Raw genomic sequence first — 18,313 nt, forward strand, 5'->3', positions numbered from 1 at the left:
CAGGTGTCGCATTCGGCCTCTCCTTTCTCGGAGGAGATGCATATCGGACGCCATGTAACAGGCGCATGACGAATGGCAGGCTAGAATATCAGCATGCCGGAATCGCAGAACGGGAAGCCCGCGGTCAATCCCTCCAAATCGGCTATGATAGGCCATGAGCAACTTTCTCGCCCGACTCGATGAAACCGTCTCGCGCTACCGCGCCGAAGTCGCGACCTCGCGCGAGCATCTCGCCCTGCTGCGCTGGCAAATCACTGAGCGCCACGCGCTCGACGACCGCGCGACCTTTCCCGGCCATGTCACGACCAGCGCCATCGTGCTCTCGCCCGATCACGCCCAGGTGCTGCTGATCGACCATGTCGTGATCGGCCGCTGGCTGCAGCCCGGCGGGCATTACGAGCCGGCCGAGTTCTTCCACCAGTCCGCGGCGCGGGAGGCGGTCGAGGAGACCGGCATCGCCGGGCTCGAGCTGCATCCCTGGCATCGCGGCGGCGATCTGCCCTTCGCCATCGACAGCCATGACGTCCCCGGCAAGCCGTCGCGCAACGAACCGGCCCATATCCACCACGACCTGCAATATCTCTTCCTCGCCGACCCGGCAGCGGCCCTGGTCGCGCAGGAGGATGAGGTTCATGCCGCCGCCTGGAAGCCGTTCTCGGCGCTGTTCGAGATCGCGCCGCTGGCCGCCGGGCGTCTCATTTCCGTTGTCTCGGTCTGAGCATTGTTGCCGCGGCGCAACATGTAACTTTATTACATTCTGAGCCACCCTTGCCCTCTCGCCTTCCCCAACGCGATGGCGGATCATTTCTGTCGACTCAGCACAAGATGCTATTGCAAACCATTTGCATCTAGGTGAGAGTGCATCGTCCAACCGGGAACCATTCGATGTCCTCCAAGCTCACCGCCGCCATCCTCGCCCTGAGCGCCGCTTCAGCGACCGCCTTCGCCGCCGACCTGCCCTCGCGCAAGGGCGCGCCGGCTGCGCCCGCGCCACTCTCCGCCTGCACCGAGAGCGAGGGCATCCCGACCGACGCCTTCGGCTTCACCACCGGCTCCGATGTCGGCGATCCTGGCTCCTTCGGTGCGAGCCTGACCTATGGCGGCGCCTTCGGCACGCGCGCCGGCCGGCTCAACAGCCATAGCGCTGTGCTGCAGGGCTCCTACGGCCTCGCCCCCTGCCTCGAGGTCGGCCCCTACCTGCTCGGCGGCTTCAGCAACGCCAGGATCGGCGGCGTCAGCGCCGACGAGCGCTCGCTCGGCGCCGGCGTCGAGATCAAGTACAAGCTGCTCGGCCGCGACCTGCACGGTATCGGCCTGACCGCCGTGATCGATCCGAGCTTCAACCGTGCCGATCCCGATGGAGCGGCGCGCTTCACCACCTATAATACGGGCCTGCGCCTCTTCGCCGACACGGCGCTCGCCCCCGGCAAGCTCTATGCCGCGCTCAATCTCTCGCAGGACCTGACCTGGACCGGGCCCGATCCCTATGGCCGTTCCTCGACCTTCTCGGTCGGCGGCGCGCTGGCCTGGCAGGTGCTGGAGGGCGTCTATCTCAGCGGCGAGGTCCGCCATATGCGCGCCTATGACACGCTCGGGTTCAGCAAGGAGGCTGGCCATGCCACCTTCGCCGGCCCCGGCATCTACTGGCAGGCGACCAAGGACCTGGCGATCTCGGCCGCCTACAACGTCCAGCTCGCCGGCAAGGCCAAGGGCGAGCCGGGCAATCTCGACCTGACCAATTTCAGCCAGCACCTGGTCAAGGTGAAGCTCGCCTACAGCTTCTGAGGCGAGCCTCTGCGCGTCATTCCCGGGCGAAGACCCGGGAATCTCAGGCCGGACGAAGCTCGCGTTTCCAAGATGCTCGGGTCTTCGCCCGAGCATGACGGCCGATGACAGCCGCGCCTCAGCGCAGCAACGACTGGCCGGTCATCTCCTCCGGCTGCTCCAGCCCCATCAGCGCCAGCAGCGTCGGCGCGACATCGGCGAGCCGGCCGTCGGCGAGCGCCTTCGCCTTGCCGCCGACCAGCATGACCGGCACCGGGAAGGTCGTATGCGCCGTATGCGGCTTGCCGGTCTGCGGATCGACCATCAGCTCGCTATTGCCGTGATCGGCGGTGACGAGGAGCGCGCCGCCCATTTGCTCGATCGCCTCGGCGATCCGCCCGAGCCCGGCATCGACGGTCTCGACCGCCTTGATCGCCGCCGCCTCGATGCCGGTATGGCCGACCATGTCGGGATTGGCGAAGTTGAGTATGACCAGGTCGTAGCGATCGGAGGTGACCGCCTCGACCGCCTTCTGCGTCAGCTCGGGTGCCGACATCTCGGGCTGCAGGTCGTAGGTCGCGACCTTGGGCGAGGGCACCATCACCCGGTCCTCGCCGGGATAGGGCCGCTCCTCGCCGCCATTGAAGAAATAGGTGACATGCGGGTATTTCTCGGTCTCGGCCATCCGCGCCTGCATCAGCCCGGCCTTGGCGACCATCTCGCCGAGGCCGTTGGCCAGGGTCTGCGGCGGGAACAGGGCCGGCATCAGCTTGTCGAGCTCGGCGCTGTAGGAGGTCATGCTGACGGCGCCGGCGAGCTTGGGCAGGCGCCGCCGCTCAAAACCCTTGAAATCCGGCTGCAGCACCGCCGACAGGATCTCTCGGATGCGGTCGGAGCGGAAATTGAAGCTGAGCAGCCCGTCGCCATCGACCATCCCGGCATAGCCGCCGATCACGGTGGGCACGATGAACTCGTCATTGACGCCCTCGGCATAGGCGGCCGCGATCGCCGCCTCGGCGGTCGCAAATCCCCGGCCCTGCCCCAGGACCATGGCGGCCCAGGCCTGCTCGACCCGTTCCCAGCGGTTGTCGCGGTCCATGGCGAAATAGCGGCCCGACAGGCTCGCGATCGCGGCCCCCTCGGGCAACGCCGCGGCGAACTCGCGAAGATAGCCGGCAGCCGATTGCGGCGGCGTGTCGCGTCCGTCGGTGAAGACATGGACGCGGACGGCGATGCCCTGCCCGGTCAGGATGCGGGCCAGAGCGAGCGCATGGTTCTGATGCGCATGCACGCCGCCCGGCGAGACCAGGCCGAGCAGATGGCAGGCGCCGCGGGTCTTCTTCAGCGCAGCGACCAGTCCGGTCGCCACCAGCGCGTCCGCGATCGAGCCGTCCGCGATGGCCTGGTTGATGCGCGGCAGGTCCTGCATCACCACGCGGCCGGCGCCGAGATTGAGATGGCCGACCTCGGAATTGCCCATCTGGCCCTCGGGCAGGCCGACATCGAGCCCGGAGGTCTTCAGGAAGGCATGCGGGCAGCTCGCCCAGAGCCTGTCGAAATGCGGCGTCTCGGCCAGGCGCACGGCGTTGTGCTTCGTGTCCTCGCGCCAGCCCCAGCCATCGAGGATCATCAGCATCACGGGGCGGTTCGACATGCGGCAACCTGTGGGCATCATGAAAAACAGCTTGTGCGGATATCACGCACCGCGCCCCGAATGCGAGTGCTAAGCTCAGCGCCACGCGGAAGCTGCGGCCAGCAAGGAGACGCTCATGGCGATCAAGGCCCTCGTGTTCGACGCCTATGGCACCCTGTTCGATGTCCAGTCGGTCGCCGGCGTCACGGATGCGGCCTTCCCCGGCCATGGCGAGGCGATCACCCAGATCTGGCGCCTGAAACAGCTCGAATATACCTGGCTCCGGGCGCTGATGGACCGTTACGAGGATTTCTGGACGGTGACCTGCGAGTCGCTGGACTTCACCCTGTCGACGCTCGGCCTCTCCGCCACGCCCGAGCTGATCGCCGAGATCGCCGCGGCCTATGACGCGCTCGCGCTCTATCCCGAGGCCCGGCAGGCGCTGGAAGAGCTCGCCCCGTTCCGTCTCGCCATCTTCTCCAATGGCAGCCCGGCGATGCTGAAGCGGCTCGTGGCTCATGCCCGGATCGACGAACTGCTCGAAACCGTGATCAGCGTCGACGAGATCGGCGTCTACAAGCCTGACCCGCGCGGCTATGGCCTGGTCGAGAAGCGGCTCGGCCTGTCGCGCGAGGAGATCCTCTTCGTCTCCTCGAATGGCTTCGACATCGCCGGCGCCAAGGCCTACGGCTTTCGCGTCGCGCGCATCGAGCGCGTACCGGCAAGGAGCCTGCGCATGGAGATCGACACCGCGGACCTGATCGGCCCCAGGACCATGTTCAAGGCCCTGCGCATGCAGCCCGAGCGGCTCGGGGAGACGGCTGACCTCACCGTCGCCGCCCTGACCGATCTCGCCGACTACGCCCTGGCCCATCGCTGAGGCGCGATCTCGCTTTCCACTGGAGACAATCGATGATCAAGCTCTACTACCATCCCTCGCCGAACCCGGCGAAGATCGCGCTCTTCCTCGAGGAGGCCGGCCTTTCCTACGAGATGGTGCCGGTCGACACCCGCCGCGGCGACCAGTTCAAGCCGGAATTCCTGGCGATCAACCCCAACGGCAAGACGCCGGCGCTCACCGATGGCGATGTCACAATCTTCGATTCCAGCGCGATCCTGCTCTATCTCGCCGAGAAGACCGGCCGGTTCCTGCCCGAGAACACGCCGAAGGCGCGCGGCGAGATGCTCTCCTGGCTGATGTTCGTCGCCACCGGCATCGGTCCCTATTGCGGACAAGCCGTGCATTTCACCCGTGCGGCGCCGGAGAAGCTGCCCTACGCGATCAACCGCTACACTTTCGAGGCCAAGCGCCACTGGGGCCTGATCGAAGCCCAGCTCGGCAAGCATCGCTACATGCTCGGCGACACCTATACGCTGATCGACATGGCGGTCTGGGGCTGGGCGACCCGCATCCCCTTCGCGCTCGGCGAGGAGGCCTTCGCGGCCATGCCCAACGTCAAGCGCCATCTCGACGAGATCTCCGCCCGTCCGGCGGCGCAGCGCGCCACGGCGCTGAAGGATAAATTCGCCTTCAAGACGGAAATGGACGAGGAGGCTCGCAAGATCCTGTTCCCGCAGAACGCCCATCTGGTGGCGTGACGTCTCGCGCGCCGGGCACCGAGTGCCGCTCCGTCATTGCGAGCGCAGCGAAGCAATCCAGGCTGGCACGCTCCCCTCTGGATTGCTTCGTCGCTGAGCTCCTCGCAATGACGATCGAGTCAGGCTCAGCCGGCAATCACGAAATCGAACCGGCCGAGACGTCCGCCTTCGGCGGCGCTGATCGCCATCAGCAGGGCGCGGTCGAAGATGCCGTCGCGCGTATTGCCCGGCTCGTCCGGAAAATAGAGCTGCGTCGTCAGCACCGGTCCGCGCCCGGCCCGAACCTTGACGTGGAAATGCCGGGTCCGGCCGGGATAGAGACCCGGCACGCGCGTCAGGAACTGGTAGCGCCCCTGCGCGTCGGTGAACTGATGGCCGCGGAAGCGGAAGCCTGAATTGTCATAGTCGCCGCCGACATTGGCATGCCAGAGATCGACCAGCGCGCCCGCGACCGGGCGGCATTGCGGCGTCAGGACGAAGCCGGAGAGCGCCAGCATCTCGCCCGCGCCATCGCCGCGCAGGTCGGGCTTCAGCGGCGAGGACGGCGTGAAATACGGCCCTTCGGTCTGGCGCCGCGTGACCGCGGCCTTGCCGTCGCAGGATGGTGTCAACGGCAGCGCGGCGCCCTGCCCCAGCGCTGGGACGGGCGGCGACAAGGCAGCGAAACCCGCAGCGGCAAGTCCGGCAGCGACGAGGTCACGACGGTTGAACTTGGTTTGCTGCATGTCGCACCTCATTGGCCAGGTACCGGAGATGGTCGGCCGCGCCAGTTGAAGGCCTGAGCCGCGTCAGAAATATGGACGCCGCGCGGCCGGGAGCATTGGCGAGCCCGGCGTTTCGCGGCACTGTGCGGCCGATTCCGCGCGCCGGCACCGGCCCCCGACGCGGCAAAGGAGACCGAATGCCGACCGATATCGAGATTGCCCGCGCGACCCGTCTCGCGCCGATCGCCGCCATCGCCGAGAAGGTCGGAATTCCGGAGGAAGCGCTCCATCCCTACGGCAAGTTCATCGCCAAGGTGGACAGTGTCGCCATCCCGGATTTCGAGGCGCGCCCGGATGGCCGCCTGATCCTCGTCACCGCGATCAGCCCGACCCCGGCCGGCGAAGGCAAGACCACGACCACGGTCGGCCTCGGCGACGGGCTCGCGCGTCTCGGCAAGCGCGCCATGATCGCCCTGCGCGAGCCCTCGCTCGGCCCCTGCTTCGGCATGAAGGGCGGCGCGGCCGGCGGCGGCTATGCCCAGGTCGTGCCGATGGAGCAGATCAACCTGCATTTCACCGGCGATTTCCACGCCATCACCAGCGCGCATAATCTGCTCGCCGCCCTGCTCGACAACCACATCCATTGGGGCAACACGCTCGATCTCGACGCGCGCAACATCGCGCTGCGCCGGGTCATGGACATGAACGACCGCGCCCTGCGGCAGCTCGTCTCTTCGCTCGGCGGCAACGGCAATGGCTATCCGCGCGAGGACGGGTTCGACATCACCGTCGCCTCGGAGGTGATGGCGATCTTCTGCCTCGCCAAGGACCATGCCGATCTCGAGGAACGGCTCGGCCGCATCGTCGTCGGCCGCAGCCGCGGCAAGCGCCCGGTCACCGCCGCCGAGCTGAAGGCGACGGGCGCGATGAGCGTCCTGCTCAAGGACGCGATCATGCCCAATCTGGTGCAATCGCTCGAGGGCACGCCGGCCTTCGTCCATGGTGGCCCCTTCGCCAATATCGCCCATGGCTGCAATTCGGTGATCGCGACCCGCGCTGCGCTCAAGCTCGCCGATTACGTCGTCACCGAAGCCGGCTTCGGCGCCGATCTCGGCGCGGAGAAGTTCTTCGACATCAAATGCCGCAAGGCCGGGCTGAAACCCGCCGTCGCGGTCGTCGTCGCCACCGTTCGTGCGCTGAAGATGCATGGTGGTGTGGCCAGGGACGCGCTCGGCCAGGAAGATCTGCACGCGCTTCAGGCCGGCCTCGCCAATCTCACCCGCCATGTCGAGAACATCCGCAAGTTCGGCGTGCCGCCGATCGTGGCGATCAACAACTTCACCAGCGACACCGCGGCCGAGCACGAGCTGATCCGCAATTTCTGCCGCAACCATCTCGGCGTCGAGGCGGTGATCTGCCGGCACTGGGCCGAGGGTGGCGCCGGCGCCGAGGAGCTGGCGCACAAGGTCGCCGAGCTCGCGGAAAGCGGCGAGGCCGATTTCGAGCCGCTCTATCCCGACGCCATGCCGCTGCGCGAGAAGCTCGAGACCATCGCCCGCGAGATCTACGGCGCCGTCGGCATCTCGCATGACGCCAGGGTGGCGGCACGCTTCGCCGAGCTGGAAGAGGCCGGGCACGGCCATCTGCCGGTCTGCGTGGCCAAGACGCAATATTCCTTCTCGGCCGACCCGACCAAGCGTGGCGCGCCCTCCGGCCATATCGTCCCGGTCCGCGAGCTGCGCCTGTCGGCCGGCGCCGGCTTCGTGGTCGCGATCTGCGGGGACATCATGACGATGCCGGGCCTGCCGCGGCAGCCGGCAGCCGAACGCATCCATATCGACGCACAAGGCCAGATCGAAGGCCTGTTCTGACAAAATAGAGGCAAGCTCAAAGCCCCGGAACGGATGATTTTCATCTTTGTCCGTGCAAGCATCACGACAGAATCAAGCTGAACCGGGATCGTCGCGCCATGGCATCCAGTTGCGTTCGGCGGACGGGTCGGGGTTCTGGTCGGGATGAAGGCAGTCACCGCTTGGCGGGTCTTTGCGTCAGGGCTGAGGGGCCGGGTGCTGCTGCTGACGCTCGCCGCGCTGCTGGCAGTCGCGATCCCCTCGACGGCCGCCTTCCTCTGGATCGTCAACGCGACCGTGGTGAAGCTCGGCACGCTCTTCGCCGAGAAGCAGATCCTGTTCGACCGCTATCGCGGCCTGGAATCGCTGATGCGCGAGGTCTCGCTGGCCGAGACCGTGGCGCGCTCGCCGGCGATCCTGGCCTGGGCGCAGGCTGAGGACGACCCGCAGAAAGCCGAGCGCGGTCTCGCCGAACTCGAGCACTATCGCCTTTCCTTCAAGGACAAGAGCTATTTCATCGTGCTCGACGGCTCGGGCAACTACTATTTCAACGACAAGGACAACACCTACGAGCACGCGCGCAAGCGCTATACGCTGTCGCCCGAGAACCCCCGCGACGGCTGGTATTACAAGACCGTCCCGCTCGGCTCAGGCTGCCACCTCAATGTCGACCATGACGACAACCTCGCGGTCACCAAGGTCTGGATCAACTGCATCATCACCTTCGATGGCAAGGTCCTGGGCGTCATTGGCACCGGCGTCGATCTCAGCCAGTTCATCCGCGAGGTCGTCGATATACCGCAGACCGGCGTCCAGAGCATCTTCGTCGACCGCAACGGCGCGGTGCAGGCCCATCGCGATCCGCGCCTGGTCGATTTCCACAGCCTGACCAAGGACCTCAAGGCCAAGAAGACGATCTTCAACCTCGTCGATGACGAGGCCGACCGGAGCGCGCTCGCCGCGATGATGACGCAGGTCGCCCGCAGCGAAGCTTTGGTGCAGTCGCGCTTCATGAGCGTCGACGGCCGCGAGACGCTCGTCGGCGTCGGCTATCTCGACAAGCTGGGCTGGTTCAACGTCACCCTGATGGATGTCGGCCAGATCATCGACCGGCGTCTCTTCGCGCCGATCGCGCTGCTGCTGGCAGGGATCCTGATCGCCGCCGCAGGCTTGATGACCTTCCTCTTCAAGCGCAGCGTGCTCGATCGCCTCGCGCGCATGGAAACCTCGGTCATGCGGGTCAGGGCCGGTTCGTTCGAGCCCTCCGACATCGACGCCAAAGCCGATGAGATCGGCCGGCTCTCGCGCGCGCTCGACGAGATGGCCCGGGCCGTCGGCGACAACACCAACCGCCTCGAGATCATGGTCCGGGAGCGCACTGAGACGCTGGAGCACCTCGCCCATCACGACCCGCTCACCTCGATCCTCAATCGCCGCGGCTTCGAGGAGGCCTTCACCCAGGAGCAGAACCGGGCCTTGCGGGCCGGGCGCCATTCCGCCCTGGCGCTGGTCGATCTCGACGACTTCAAGACGATCAATGACAGCCATGGCCACCAGGCCGGCGACCTCGTGATCGTGGAGGTGGTGCGCCGCATGTCGGAGGTGCTGCGCAACTACGACACCTGCGCCCGCTGGGGCGGCGACGAGTTCATCCTGCTCCTTGCGGAAACCGATCTCGCCGCGCTCTCTGCGATCGCGGCCAAGCTCGTCGCCGAGATCAGGTCAAAGCCGGTTCGCCTCGACGAGACGCGCGAGATCACTGTGACGGTCAGCATCGGCGCCTGTCTGGTCAATCCGCTGGAAAGCCTGTCCAGCGCCGCCGCGCATGCCGATGCAGCGCTCTATGCCGCCAAGCATGGCGGCCGCGACACCTTCGTGATCTACGACGCGGCGCGCCACGGCCAGGCCGGCCATCCGGCGCTGCGCCTCGGCTGATCAGCCGAAGGCGAGCTGCACCTTCATCGCCCGCGACTTGTCGCCGGCAAGCTCGAAGGCCTCGACCGCGCGCTCGACCGGGATCGAGGCGGTCAGCAGCGGCGAGAGATCGACGCTGCCGGAGCCGATCATCGCGACCGCCCAGTCGAACTCTTCATGGAAGCGGAACGAGCCGCGCAGGTCGAATTCCTTCGCGACCAGCACGTTCATCGGCAAGGTGAAATTCCCGCCGACGCCGATCTGCACGATGACGCCGCCGGGCCGCACGACATCGAAGGCGCCGGTCAGCGCATGCTGGTTGCCGGAGGCCTCGAACATCACGTCGAAGGCCCCCTTCTCGGCGCCGAACTCGGCCTTGAGCCGGTCGGGCTCCGCCATCACGTTGATCGCGGCCGTCGCGCCCATTTTCAGCGCCGTCGGCAACGGGCCGTCGACGACATCCGTCGCCACGATCTCTGCGGCGCCGGCCGCCTTCGCCGCGACGATGGTGAGCACGCCGATCGGCCCGGAGCCCGTCACCAGCACGCGCTTGCCGAGCAGCGGCCCGGCGCGCTTGACGGCATGCAGGCAGACCGAGAGCGGCTCGGCGAAGGCCGCCTGCGCGGCCGGCACATGCGAGGGCAGCTTGACGGCCTGTCGCTCCTCGACCACGAGCACCTCGCGGAACCCGCCCTGGACATGGGGGAAGCGCATGGCGCTGCCATAGAACAGCATGTCCGTGCAGTGCTGCTGCTGGCCCGCCTGGCAGTAGCGGCACTTGCCGCAGGCGCGGCTCGGATTGACGGCGACGCGGTCGCCCGCCTTCACCCGCGAGACCTCCGCGCCAACGGCATCGACCGTGCCGGCGATCTCATGGCCGAGGATCATCGGCTCGCGCACCCGGATCGTGCCGAAGCCGCCATGCTGGTAGTAATGCAGGTCGGAGCCGCAGATGCCACCGGCCTCGATGCGCACGCGCACATCGAGCGGGCCGAGCTCGGGAACCGCCCTCTCCTCGACCCTGAGGTCCTTGGCGGCATGGATGACGACGGCGCGCATGGCTGTTCTCCAGGAGCGGACCTTGCCGGATTCGGCCGATCTGCGATTGTCTAATCGATTGAAAGATGCTTACCCGCCCGATGCTGCCGGGCCAAATCGAATTTTGCGAACCGAGGATACGCCATGTCGCTGTCGCTGTTCAGCCTTGAAGGCAAGATCGCCCTCGTCACCGGCTCGGGCCAGGGCATCGGGCTGGCGATGGCCGAAGGCATGAGCGAAGCCGGCGCCCATGTCGTGCTCAACGGCCGCAACAAGGGCAAGCTCGAGGCGGCGCGCGCCGCGATCACCGGCGCCGGCCGCAAGGCCTCGGTCGCCGCCTTCGATGTCACCGACCAGGAGGCGGTCGAAGCCGGCATCGCCGCGATCGAGGCCGAGATCGGGCCGATCGACATCCTGATCAACAATGCCGGCACGCAGAAACGCGCGCCCTTCACCGAATTCCCGGTCGAGGACTGGCATTTCCTCGTCGCCACCAATCTCCATTCGGTGTTCTACGTCACCCAGGCGGTGACCAGGCGCATGGTCCCGCGCGGGCACGGCAAGGTCGTCAATATCGGCTCGGTGATGAGCGAGCTCGGCCGCCCGACCATCGTGCCCTATACGGCCACCAAGGGCGCGGTGAAGATGATGACGCGCGGTCTCGCCGCCGAGCTCGGCAAGCACAACATCCAGATCAACGCCATCGGCCCGGGCTATATCGTCACCGAGCTCAACCAGGTGCTGATCGCCGACGAGACCTTCTCGGGTTGGGTCAAGAGCCGCACGCCGGCCGGGCGCTGGGGCGAGACCAAGGAACTGGTCGGCGCCGCGATCTTCCTGTCCTCGGCCGCCTCGGATTTTGTGAACGGCCATCTGCTGATGGTCGATGGCGGCCTGACCTCCGTCGTCTGAACCCGGCGGGGCTCAGTCGCCATTCCCGTTCTTTTCGCGCGCGACCTTGGCGCGATCCTCGAACTCGGACCGCATCGCCTCGAGCTTCTCCTCGTCGAGCTCCTCGAGATCGAGCAGCTCCTCGCGCGCGCCTTCCAGACGCACGATCAGCTCGTCGAGCTTGATCTGCATCGCGGCGGTGTCGCGGTTCTGGCTGTTCTGGATGATGAAGACCATCAGGAAGGTGACGATGGTCGTGGAGGTGTTGATCACCAGCTGCCAGGTGTCGTTGAAGCCGAAGAACGGCCCCGACAGCGCCCAGACGACGATGATGGCCAGCGCGAAGAAGAAGGTCTGCGGCTTGCCGGCCCAATGCGCCGTGACCTGGGACAGGCGCGTGAAGAATGAGCGGCCCGGATTCGAACGGCCGATTGCAGACATGATGCGTCCCCCGGGGCTGAAGCTTCACGCTCAACAACCCTGGCTGGAACGTTCCGTTCCGTCCTCCAGGCGCCCCGCTCAACCCCTCAGCCGCTGCGCATGCCATGAGACATGCTGGGCCATGAAGGTCGAGACGAAGTTGTAGGAGTGGTCGTAGCCCTCGCGCATCGTCAGCTCGATCGGGATGCCCGCCTTCTCGCAGGCCGCCTGCAGCAGCCAGGGGCGCAGGCCTTCCTCCAGGAAGCTGTCGGCCGTGCCCTGGTCGACCAGGAGTTCCTTGAGCCGATGGCCGTCCTCGATCAGCGCCGTGCTGTCGTGGCTGCGCCAGGTGGCCTCGTCCGGCCCGAGATATTTTTCAAAAGCCGGGCGCGACCAGCCCGCCGTCGAGGGCTGGGTGATCGGCGCGAAGGCCGAGACCGAGCGGAAGCGCTCGGGGTTCTTCAGCGCCAGCGTGATCGCGCCATGCCCGCCCATCGAATGGCCGAAAATGCCCTGGCGGGTCATGTCGACCGGGAAGTTATGCGCGACGATCTCGGTGAGCTCATCGAGGATATAGCTCTCCATCCGGTAGTTGCGCGCGTAAGGCTCCTGGGTCGCGTCGAGATAGAAACCGGCGCCGGAGCCAAACTGCCAGTTGTCGGGCTCGTCCGGTATGCCCTCGCCGCGCGGCGAGGTATCCGGACAAACGATCGCGATGCCGTTGGCGGCGGCGGCGGCGCGATACTCACCCTTGTCCACCACGTTCTGATGCGTGCAGGTCAGCCCGGAAAGATACCAGAGCACCGGAACCGGCCCGTCCTCGATTTGCGGCGGCAGGAAGATCGCAAAACTCATCGGGCAGGAGCAAGCCGCGCTCTCATGCCGGAAGACCCGCTGCGAGCCGCCGAAGGCCTTCGAGTTGGAGAGGAGTTCCATTGGCTGCCTGCTTTCAGTTCCCGGATGCGACGTCATCCCGGGCGACCGAAGGGAAACCCGGGATCCATCGTGAACTACGGAGCATTACGATGGATCCCGGCGCTACGCTGCGCTTCGGCCGGGATGACGTGCAATCTGTGAGGCAAGTGGGGCCGGAAAACGGCCGATCAGTACACCACCACACTCCGGATCGACTTGCCTTCATGCATCAGGTCGAAGCCGTGGTTGATCTCGTCCAGGCTCAGCTTGTGCGTGATCAGGTCGTCGATGTTGATCTTCCCTTCCATGTACCAGTCAACGATCTTCGGCACGTCGGTGCGCCCGCGCGCCCCGCCGAAGGCCGTGCCCTTCCAGACCCGGCCGGTGACCAACTGGAACGGCCTTGTCGCGATCTCCTTGCCGGCCTCGGCGACGCCGATGATGATCGACTCGCCCCAGCCGCGATGGCAGCACTCCAGCGCCTGGCGCATCACATTGGTGTTGCCGGTGGCGTCGAAGGAGAAATCGGCACCGCCGCCGGTCAGATCGACGATCGCCTGCACCACCTTGTCGTTGCCGACCTCCTTCGGGTTGATGAAGTCGGTCATGCCGAACTTCTTCGCCATCTCCTGCTTGGCCGGATTGATGTCGACGCCGATGATCTTATCGGCGCCGACCATGCGGGCGCCCTGGATGACATTGAGGCCGATGCCGCCGAGCCCGAAGACCACGACGTTCGCGCCGGGCCAGACCTTGGCCGTGTAGATCACCGCGCCGATGCCGGTGGTTACGCCGCAGCCGATATAGCAGATCTTGTCGAAGGGCGCGTCCTCGCGGACCTTGGCGAGCGCGATCTCGGGCAGCACCGTGAAATTCGCGAAAGTCGAGCAGCCCATATAGTGGAAGACCTCGCCGCCGTCGCAGGAGAAGCGCGAGGTGCCGTCCGGCATCACGCCCTGCCCCTGCGTGGCGCGGATCGAGGTGCAGAGATTGGTCCGGCGCGACAGGCAGGACTTACAGCTGCGGCATTCCGGCGTGTAAAGCGGGATGACATGGTCGCCCGGCTTCAGCGTCGTCACTCCCGCGCCGACCTCGCGCACGATGCCGGCGCCCTCATGGCCGAGGATCGCCGGGAACTTGCCCTCGGAATCCAGGCCCGACAGCGTATAGGCGTCGGTATGGCAGATGCCGGTCGCCATCACCTCGACCAGCACCTCGCCGGCCTTCGGCCCGCCGATCTCGATCGTCTCGATGGTCAGCGGCTTGCCGGCCTCCCAGGCCACGGCGGCACGTGTCTTCATCGGGCGTTTCCTTCTGCTGGTATCGTGGGGATCATTTGAGATAGGTGCGGATCACGCGCATGATCCGCGCAATCTCGTCGGCATCATCCGGTTGCGGCGCGCCCGTCGGCGGGCCGGCCAGCATCGTCTCACGCAGGTGGCTTTCCAGCACTTCCGCCATCAGCCCGGTCGCGGCGCCACGCAGCGCCGAGAGCTGTTGCAGCAGTGCCCCACATTCCTCGCCGCGCTCCACCGCGAGGATCAGGGCATCGGCCTGGCCGCGAATGCGGCGCAGGCGCGTGACCGCGCGCTTCTTCTCTTCGGGAGTATGTGGCATCTGCCCCCTGATACTGGGGTGGAGTATTATTCTCCGATTTAGAGCGGCAAGGAGTCCGAAGTCAACATAACCGCTCGGAGGCGCCTAGAAACTCCAGCCGATATCGACTTGAACGAGATGGCGGCTGAAATTGGTCAGGTCGAGCGGGCCGCGGCGGCCACGCTCATGGCCTGTGACCTGGACATTGTAGGCGATGGACAGCGCCAGCCGCTCGGTCGCCTGCCAATAGAGGCCGGGCCCCACGAAGGTGGCGTGGCCGGCATGGTTGCCGAAGCCGAGTGAATTCTGCTGCCGCAGATGCCGGACCTCGCCACTGAGGTAGATGCCGTCGGCGAACTGCCAGGCCAGGGCCGCACCGACCGCGAAGGTCGAGGAGCGCGAGAAAGGCTCGGTCCCGTTCCAGATCATGTTGTGCGAGAGGTTGAGGGCAGCGTAGAGCGTCTCCGGAATCAGGACGCGGTCGGCGAGCACCTTGAAGCCGGTGTTGTAGCTGTCGAAGCGGCCGGTCTGCCTGTCGTCGTTGCGCTCGACACCGACATCCATGCCGAAAGTCAGGCCGAAACCGTGATGGCTGTGATTGAGCAGGCGGTAGCGCATTTCCAGGCCGGCGCCGTGGCTCCTGTCCTTGAGCCGCTCGCGGGCGATGACCGAGCGTGTCGTGCCGCCGAACAGCGAGGCGCCGATCTCGAGGCAAGGCAGGATTCCATAGGAACCGAGCAATGTGGCGCCGCGGTTGAGCGAGCGCCCCTCGCGAACACCAGCATTGCCACCCAGCGTCAGGCCAAGGCTGCCGCCGCCGAGATCGACGATGCCCGAGCTGTCGGTGAAGCCGAAGGCGTCAGTCGGCGCGTCATCTCCCCCATCACAGACCGAGGTGGCGCCAGGCCGCGGCACGGCCTCGGCCGCCGAGGCGGGAGCGCCCCAGCTCGGCGCGATCGCGGCGAGCACCAAGGCCGACCGGGCCAAGCGGCTAAGCATCATGCGGAAATCCCCCTTGCTGCCGTCAGCCAAGCAGGGAGCCGCTTAAGTGCCCATGAACAGATTGTGCTGTGCCGATCGATCTCTAACGGCGAACTTAACCTAAGGTAACTTAGGCCGGGCGCATTGAAGCGATCCGTTCGTTGCCGCGATTTCGAGCGGCAAGATTTCGAGCGGCAAGACGCGGCGCGGCGTCGCCGCGAAATAGTAGCGCTCGATGATCAGAGCGGGGCGCACCACCTTTGTGCTTACCCCTATACGGCACGGCTCAAACGAACGGCGCGGTCTTTCGACCGCGCCGTCAAAATCGTCGTCGAGGCTGGAAAACCGTTCAGTACTTGCGGATCACGTGCGGTGCCGGCGCATAGGCCACCGGCGCCCGCTCGACCGGGCCGCAGCAATCGGGATCGCCGAAGTTCCAGCGCATGCCGATCTTGAAATCGTGGCTCTCGATATCCTTGGCCTTGAGCGGCGCCTGGGCCTGGCCGGTGAAGGCGTTGACCAGGCGGCCGGACTGCGCATCGCCGAGATTGAGATAGCGATAGCCCGCCTCGAGCGTCAGGTTCTTGTTCACCTCGTAGCCAACGCCGGCCATGAGCGCCCAGGCGAGGCCCGTCTTGGAGCCGCTGCTGGCGGTACCCAGCGTCGACACCACCGGCCCGACCGGCTCGTTGACGAAGAGCACGCCCTGGTCGGTGACGCCGCTGATGCGGTTGCGCGCGACACCGATACCGGCGCCGAGATAAGGCGTCAGGCAGTTCCAGGTGCCGAGATCGACATAGGCGTTGAACAGCGCCACCATCGAGGACATGTTGCCCTTGTAGGTGTTGGTCTGGTTGCCGTTGATGAACGGATTGAAGACGATGTCGTTGACGCCGATCGAGGTGCTGCCGCGATATTCGCCGGTGACGTCGACACGGAACCAGTTGTTGAAGCGATAGCCGGCGCCGATGCCGCCGAAGAAGGCCTGTTCCTCGGTCTTGCCGAAGAACTTGCCGCCGAAGGCGGTGACGTCCGCCTGCTCGTATTTGTCGATGCTCTGCGAGCCGATGCCGACATCGCCGCGCAGATACCAGCCATGGCCGATCGTGCCCTTGAGGGCGATTGGCTCGGGAGGCGGCGGCGGCAGGCCCGGGCCGAGATCGGCGGCCGAGGCGATCGCGGGCATGCCGAAGGCCACGGCGCCCGCCAGCGCAAGAGTTTTCAGGCTGCCCATGGCAGTGTCCTTCGAGTTTGCACAGGGCGAAAACGCAGCCCGCGCGAGTTACCGACGGGAAGGACGGTGCCAGCAATTCCTTAAATGAGACTTAACCTTACCGCTTAACCACGAAATCCTGCGCAATCATGCGAATGCTCGCGCCGAATCGATCAGGCTGGCGATTGCGCGCCGGCTTTCGAGATGGTCCGTGTTCGGCAATGGCGGGTCGGGGGCCGCCGCTCAGGCCGCGGCCTTGGTCACGGCCTCGACAATGTCGTCGACCGCACGCATGACGAGATCGCGGTCGTCGCCCTCGGCCATGACCCGGATCACCGGCTCGGTGCCCGAGGGGCGGATCACCAGCCGTCCGCTTTCGCCCAGCATTTGCCTTGCCGCCTCGATCGCGTTCACGACCGGCTTCTCCTTGAGCGGCTGGCCCTGCTTGTAGCGCACGTTCTTGAGGATCTGCGGCAGCGGCTCGAAACAGTGGCAGACCTCCGAGACGGGCTTGTCCATGCGCTTCACCACGGCAAGCAGCTGCAACGCCGCGACCAGCCCGTCCCCGGTCGTCGCATAATCCGAGAGGATGATGTGGCCGGATTGCTCGCCGCCGAGATTGAAGCCGTTCGCCCGCATGTGCTCGAGCACGTAGCGGTCGCCCACGGCCGTGCGCGCCAGGCTCAGCCCGAGGCCGGCGAGATAGCGCTCCAACCCGAGATTGGACATTACGGTCGCCACGATGCCGGGCGCCGAAAGGCGGCCATCCTCCTGCCAGCTGCGCGCGATCACCGCCATGAGCTGGTCGCCATCGACGACCTGGCCCTGCTCGTCGACGATCAGGACCCGGTCGGCGTCGCCATCGAGCGCGATGCCGATATCGGCGCGCAGGTCGCGCACCTTCTGCGCGACCGCCTCGGGCCTGGTCGAGCCGACATCCTTGTTGATGTTGAAGCCGTCGGGCTCGACGCCGATCGTGATCACCTCGGCGCCGAGTTCCCAGAGCGCCTCCGGCGCGACCTTGTAGCCGGCGCCGTTGGCGCAATCGAGCACGATGCGCAGGCCTTCCAGGCTGATATTGCGCGGCAGGGTGCGCTTGGCGAACTCGATATAGCGGGCATGCGCGCTGTCGATGCGCTTGGCGCGCCCGAGCATCGGCGACGGCGAGAGATGCGCCGACAGGTTGGAATCGATCAGCTTCGAGATCGTCTCCTCGACCTCGTCGCTGAGCTTGTAGCCGTCCGGGCCGAACAGCTTGATGCCGTTGTCCTCGTAAGGGTTGTGCGAGGCCGAGATCATCACGCCGAGATCGGCGCGCATCGAGCGCGTCAGCATCGCGACAGCCGGCGTCGGCATCGGGCCGAGCTGCATCACGTCCATGCCGACCGAGGTGAAGCCGGCGATCAGCGCCGTCTCGATCATGTAGCCCGAGAGCCGGGTATCCTTGCCGATCACCACGCGGTGGCGATAATCGCCGCGGCGGAAGGCGATGCCGGTGGCCTGGCCGACCCGCAGCGCCAGATCGGGCGTGATCACGCCGTTGGCGCGGCCGCGGATGCCGTCGGTTCCGAAATGTTTGCGCGTCATGAGGTCAGATCCAGGAACGGGCAACTCACCCGCGAAAATCAAACGATTGAGAGCTTCTATAGCGGAAATGGGTTTCCGCCTTCTCACGTTTTGTGACGAATGCTTTCTTGATGGCGGCTGAAGGAAACTCGCCGCGCCCCTACTTCGATAAGAAAAAGGCGGCCGGTTGGCCGCCTTTTCAATTCGCTCCGAGCAGCGTCACTTGGAG

The 18,313-nt window shown here is 66.2% G+C and carries 17 protein-coding genes; 7 read left to right on the forward strand and 10 right to left on the reverse strand.

Annotated elements, in window-relative coordinates; translation table 11 throughout:
• The first annotated feature begins 154 nt into the window (after positions 1-154).
• On the forward strand, positions 155-718 hold the full coding sequence (locus ACTIF2_RS04595; RefSeq protein WP_439495860.1) for an NUDIX hydrolase: 564 nt from the start codon (positions 155-157) through the stop codon (positions 716-718).
• A gap of 167 nt (positions 719-885) precedes the next feature.
• On the forward strand, positions 886-1,785 hold the full coding sequence (locus ACTIF2_RS04600) for a hypothetical protein (RefSeq protein ID WP_439495861.1): 900 nt from the start codon (positions 886-888) through the stop codon (positions 1,783-1,785).
• Between the two features lie 118 nt (positions 1,786-1,903).
• Here the strand turns inward: ACTIF2_RS04600 and gpmI are convergent, their stop codons facing one another.
• A complete protein-coding gene (gpmI, locus tag ACTIF2_RS04605) occupies positions 1,904-3,418 on the reverse strand; it encodes a 2,3-bisphosphoglycerate-independent phosphoglycerate mutase (RefSeq protein WP_439495862.1) in 1,515 nt (504 codons plus the stop codon).
• 115 nt (positions 3,419-3,533) lie between these two features.
• Here gpmI and ACTIF2_RS04610 point away from each other — a divergent pair, with 115 nt between their 5' ends.
• Both ACTIF2_RS04610 and ACTIF2_RS04615 read left to right on the forward strand, forming a co-directional pair.
• Positions 3,534-4,277, forward strand: a complete 744-nt coding sequence (locus ACTIF2_RS04610) for a haloacid dehalogenase type II (protein WP_439495863.1) — start codon at positions 3,534-3,536, stop codon at positions 4,275-4,277.
• 32 nt (positions 4,278-4,309) lie between these two features.
• The gene (locus ACTIF2_RS04615; protein WP_439495864.1) at positions 4,310-4,996 is read left to right on the forward strand and encodes a glutathione S-transferase family protein; all 687 of its coding nucleotides are present in this window, start codon (positions 4,310-4,312) and stop codon (positions 4,994-4,996) included.
• A 125-nt stretch (positions 4,997-5,121) separates the two neighbouring features.
• On the opposite strand, the gene ACTIF2_RS04620 is transcribed toward ACTIF2_RS04615, so the two are convergent.
• Complete coding sequence (locus ACTIF2_RS04620) at positions 5,122-5,721, reverse strand: dioxygenase family protein (RefSeq protein WP_439495865.1); 600 nt, start codon at positions 5,719-5,721, stop codon at positions 5,122-5,124.
• A 176-nt stretch (positions 5,722-5,897) separates the two neighbouring features.
• On the opposite strand from ACTIF2_RS04620, the gene ACTIF2_RS04625 reads away from it, so the two are divergent.
• Together ACTIF2_RS04625 and ACTIF2_RS04630 are read left to right on the forward strand one after the other, a co-directional pair.
• The gene (locus ACTIF2_RS04625) at positions 5,898-7,571 is read left to right on the forward strand and encodes a formate--tetrahydrofolate ligase (RefSeq protein WP_439495866.1); all 1,674 of its coding nucleotides are present in this window, start codon (positions 5,898-5,900) and stop codon (positions 7,569-7,571) included.
• A 195-nt stretch (positions 7,572-7,766) separates the two neighbouring features.
• Complete coding sequence (locus ACTIF2_RS04630; protein ID WP_439495867.1) at positions 7,767-9,485, forward strand: sensor domain-containing diguanylate cyclase; 1,719 nt, start codon at positions 7,767-7,769, stop codon at positions 9,483-9,485.
• Here the strand turns inward: ACTIF2_RS04630 and ACTIF2_RS04635 are convergent, their stop codons facing one another.
• A complete protein-coding gene (locus tag ACTIF2_RS04635; protein WP_439495868.1) occupies positions 9,486-10,523 on the reverse strand; it encodes an L-idonate 5-dehydrogenase in 1,038 nt (345 codons plus the stop codon). It lies immediately after the preceding gene.
• A 123-nt stretch (positions 10,524-10,646) separates the two neighbouring features.
• Between ACTIF2_RS04635 and ACTIF2_RS04640 the strand changes: the two genes are divergently transcribed.
• Positions 10,647-11,414 (forward strand): SDR family oxidoreductase, encoded by a 768-nt coding sequence (locus ACTIF2_RS04640; RefSeq protein ID WP_439495869.1) that lies wholly within the window; start codon positions 10,647-10,649, stop codon positions 11,412-11,414.
• Positions 11,415-11,426: 12 nt separating this feature from the next.
• Here the strand turns inward: ACTIF2_RS04640 and ACTIF2_RS04645 are convergent, their stop codons facing one another.
• The 7 genes from ACTIF2_RS04645 to glmM form a co-directional block, all read right to left on the reverse strand.
• Positions 11,427-11,834: a low affinity iron permease family protein gene (locus tag ACTIF2_RS04645; RefSeq protein ID WP_439495870.1), complete on the reverse strand. Its 408-nt coding sequence runs from the start codon at positions 11,832-11,834 to the stop codon at positions 11,427-11,429.
• Between the two features lie 78 nt (positions 11,835-11,912).
• Complete coding sequence (fghA, locus tag ACTIF2_RS04650) at positions 11,913-12,749, reverse strand: S-formylglutathione hydrolase (protein WP_439495871.1); 837 nt, start codon at positions 12,747-12,749, stop codon at positions 11,913-11,915.
• A gap of 167 nt (positions 12,750-12,916) precedes the next feature.
• A complete protein-coding gene (locus ACTIF2_RS04655; protein WP_439495872.1) occupies positions 12,917-14,029 on the reverse strand; it encodes an S-(hydroxymethyl)glutathione dehydrogenase/class III alcohol dehydrogenase in 1,113 nt (370 codons plus the stop codon).
• 31 nt (positions 14,030-14,060) lie between these two features.
• Positions 14,061-14,345 (reverse strand): metal/formaldehyde-sensitive transcriptional repressor, encoded by a 285-nt coding sequence (locus tag ACTIF2_RS04660; RefSeq protein WP_439495873.1) that lies wholly within the window; start codon positions 14,343-14,345, stop codon positions 14,061-14,063.
• 84 nt (positions 14,346-14,429) lie between these two features.
• Positions 14,430-15,326, reverse strand: coding sequence for a transporter (locus ACTIF2_RS04665; protein WP_439495874.1), 897 nt, complete (start codon positions 15,324-15,326; stop codon positions 14,430-14,432).
• 328 nt (positions 15,327-15,654) lie between these two features.
• Entirely contained in the window at positions 15,655-16,539 is an 885-nt protein-coding gene (locus tag ACTIF2_RS04670) for an outer membrane protein (RefSeq protein ID WP_439495875.1), read from the reverse strand.
• A gap of 222 nt (positions 16,540-16,761) precedes the next feature.
• Positions 16,762-18,105, reverse strand: coding sequence for a phosphoglucosamine mutase (gene glmM, locus ACTIF2_RS04675; protein ID WP_439495876.1), 1,344 nt, complete (start codon positions 18,103-18,105; stop codon positions 16,762-16,764).
• Positions 18,106-18,313 lie beyond the last annotated feature (208 nt).

The organism is Allobosea sp., assembly GCF_051860145.1.
Lineage (GTDB): Bacteria > Pseudomonadota > Alphaproteobacteria > Rhizobiales > Beijerinckiaceae > Allobosea.

What these genes read in the sequence shown, in the direction of transcription:
- ACTIF2_RS04595 (WP_439495860.1), top strand. Translation starts at nt 155, where the DNA reads ATGAGCAACTTTCTCGCCCGACTCGATGAAACCGTCTCGCGCTACCGC.
- ACTIF2_RS04600 (WP_439495861.1), top strand. Translation starts at nt 886, where the DNA reads ATGTCCTCCAAGCTCACCGCCGCCATCCTCGCCCTGAGCGCCGCTTCA.
- gpmI (WP_439495862.1), bottom strand. Translation starts at nt 3,418, where the DNA reads ATGTCGAACCGCCCCGTGATGCTGATGATCCTCGATGGCTGGGGCTGG.
- ACTIF2_RS04610 (WP_439495863.1), top strand. Translation starts at nt 3,534, where the DNA reads ATGGCGATCAAGGCCCTCGTGTTCGACGCCTATGGCACCCTGTTCGAT.
- ACTIF2_RS04615 (WP_439495864.1), top strand. Translation starts at nt 4,310, where the DNA reads ATGATCAAGCTCTACTACCATCCCTCGCCGAACCCGGCGAAGATCGCG.
- ACTIF2_RS04620 (WP_439495865.1), bottom strand. Translation starts at nt 5,721, where the DNA reads ATGCAGCAAACCAAGTTCAACCGTCGTGACCTCGTCGCTGCCGGACTT.
- ACTIF2_RS04625 (WP_439495866.1), top strand. Translation starts at nt 5,898, where the DNA reads ATGCCGACCGATATCGAGATTGCCCGCGCGACCCGTCTCGCGCCGATC.
- ACTIF2_RS04635 (WP_439495868.1), bottom strand. Translation starts at nt 10,523, where the DNA reads ATGCGCGCCGTCGTCATCCATGCCGCCAAGGACCTCAGGGTCGAGGAG.
- ACTIF2_RS04640 (WP_439495869.1), top strand. Translation starts at nt 10,647, where the DNA reads ATGTCGCTGTCGCTGTTCAGCCTTGAAGGCAAGATCGCCCTCGTCACC.
- ACTIF2_RS04645 (WP_439495870.1), bottom strand. Translation starts at nt 11,834, where the DNA reads ATGTCTGCAATCGGCCGTTCGAATCCGGGCCGCTCATTCTTCACGCGC.
- fghA (WP_439495871.1), bottom strand. Translation starts at nt 12,749, where the DNA reads ATGGAACTCCTCTCCAACTCGAAGGCCTTCGGCGGCTCGCAGCGGGTC.
- ACTIF2_RS04655 (WP_439495872.1), bottom strand. Translation starts at nt 14,029, where the DNA reads ATGAAGACACGTGCCGCCGTGGCCTGGGAGGCCGGCAAGCCGCTGACC.
- ACTIF2_RS04660 (WP_439495873.1), bottom strand. Translation starts at nt 14,345, where the DNA reads ATGCCACATACTCCCGAAGAGAAGAAGCGCGCGGTCACGCGCCTGCGC.
- ACTIF2_RS04665 (WP_439495874.1), bottom strand. Translation starts at nt 15,326, where the DNA reads ATGATGCTTAGCCGCTTGGCCCGGTCGGCCTTGGTGCTCGCCGCGATC.
- ACTIF2_RS04670 (WP_439495875.1), bottom strand. Translation starts at nt 16,539, where the DNA reads ATGGGCAGCCTGAAAACTCTTGCGCTGGCGGGCGCCGTGGCCTTCGGC.
- glmM (WP_439495876.1), bottom strand. Translation starts at nt 18,105, where the DNA reads ATGACGCGCAAACATTTCGGAACCGACGGCATCCGCGGCCGCGCCAAC.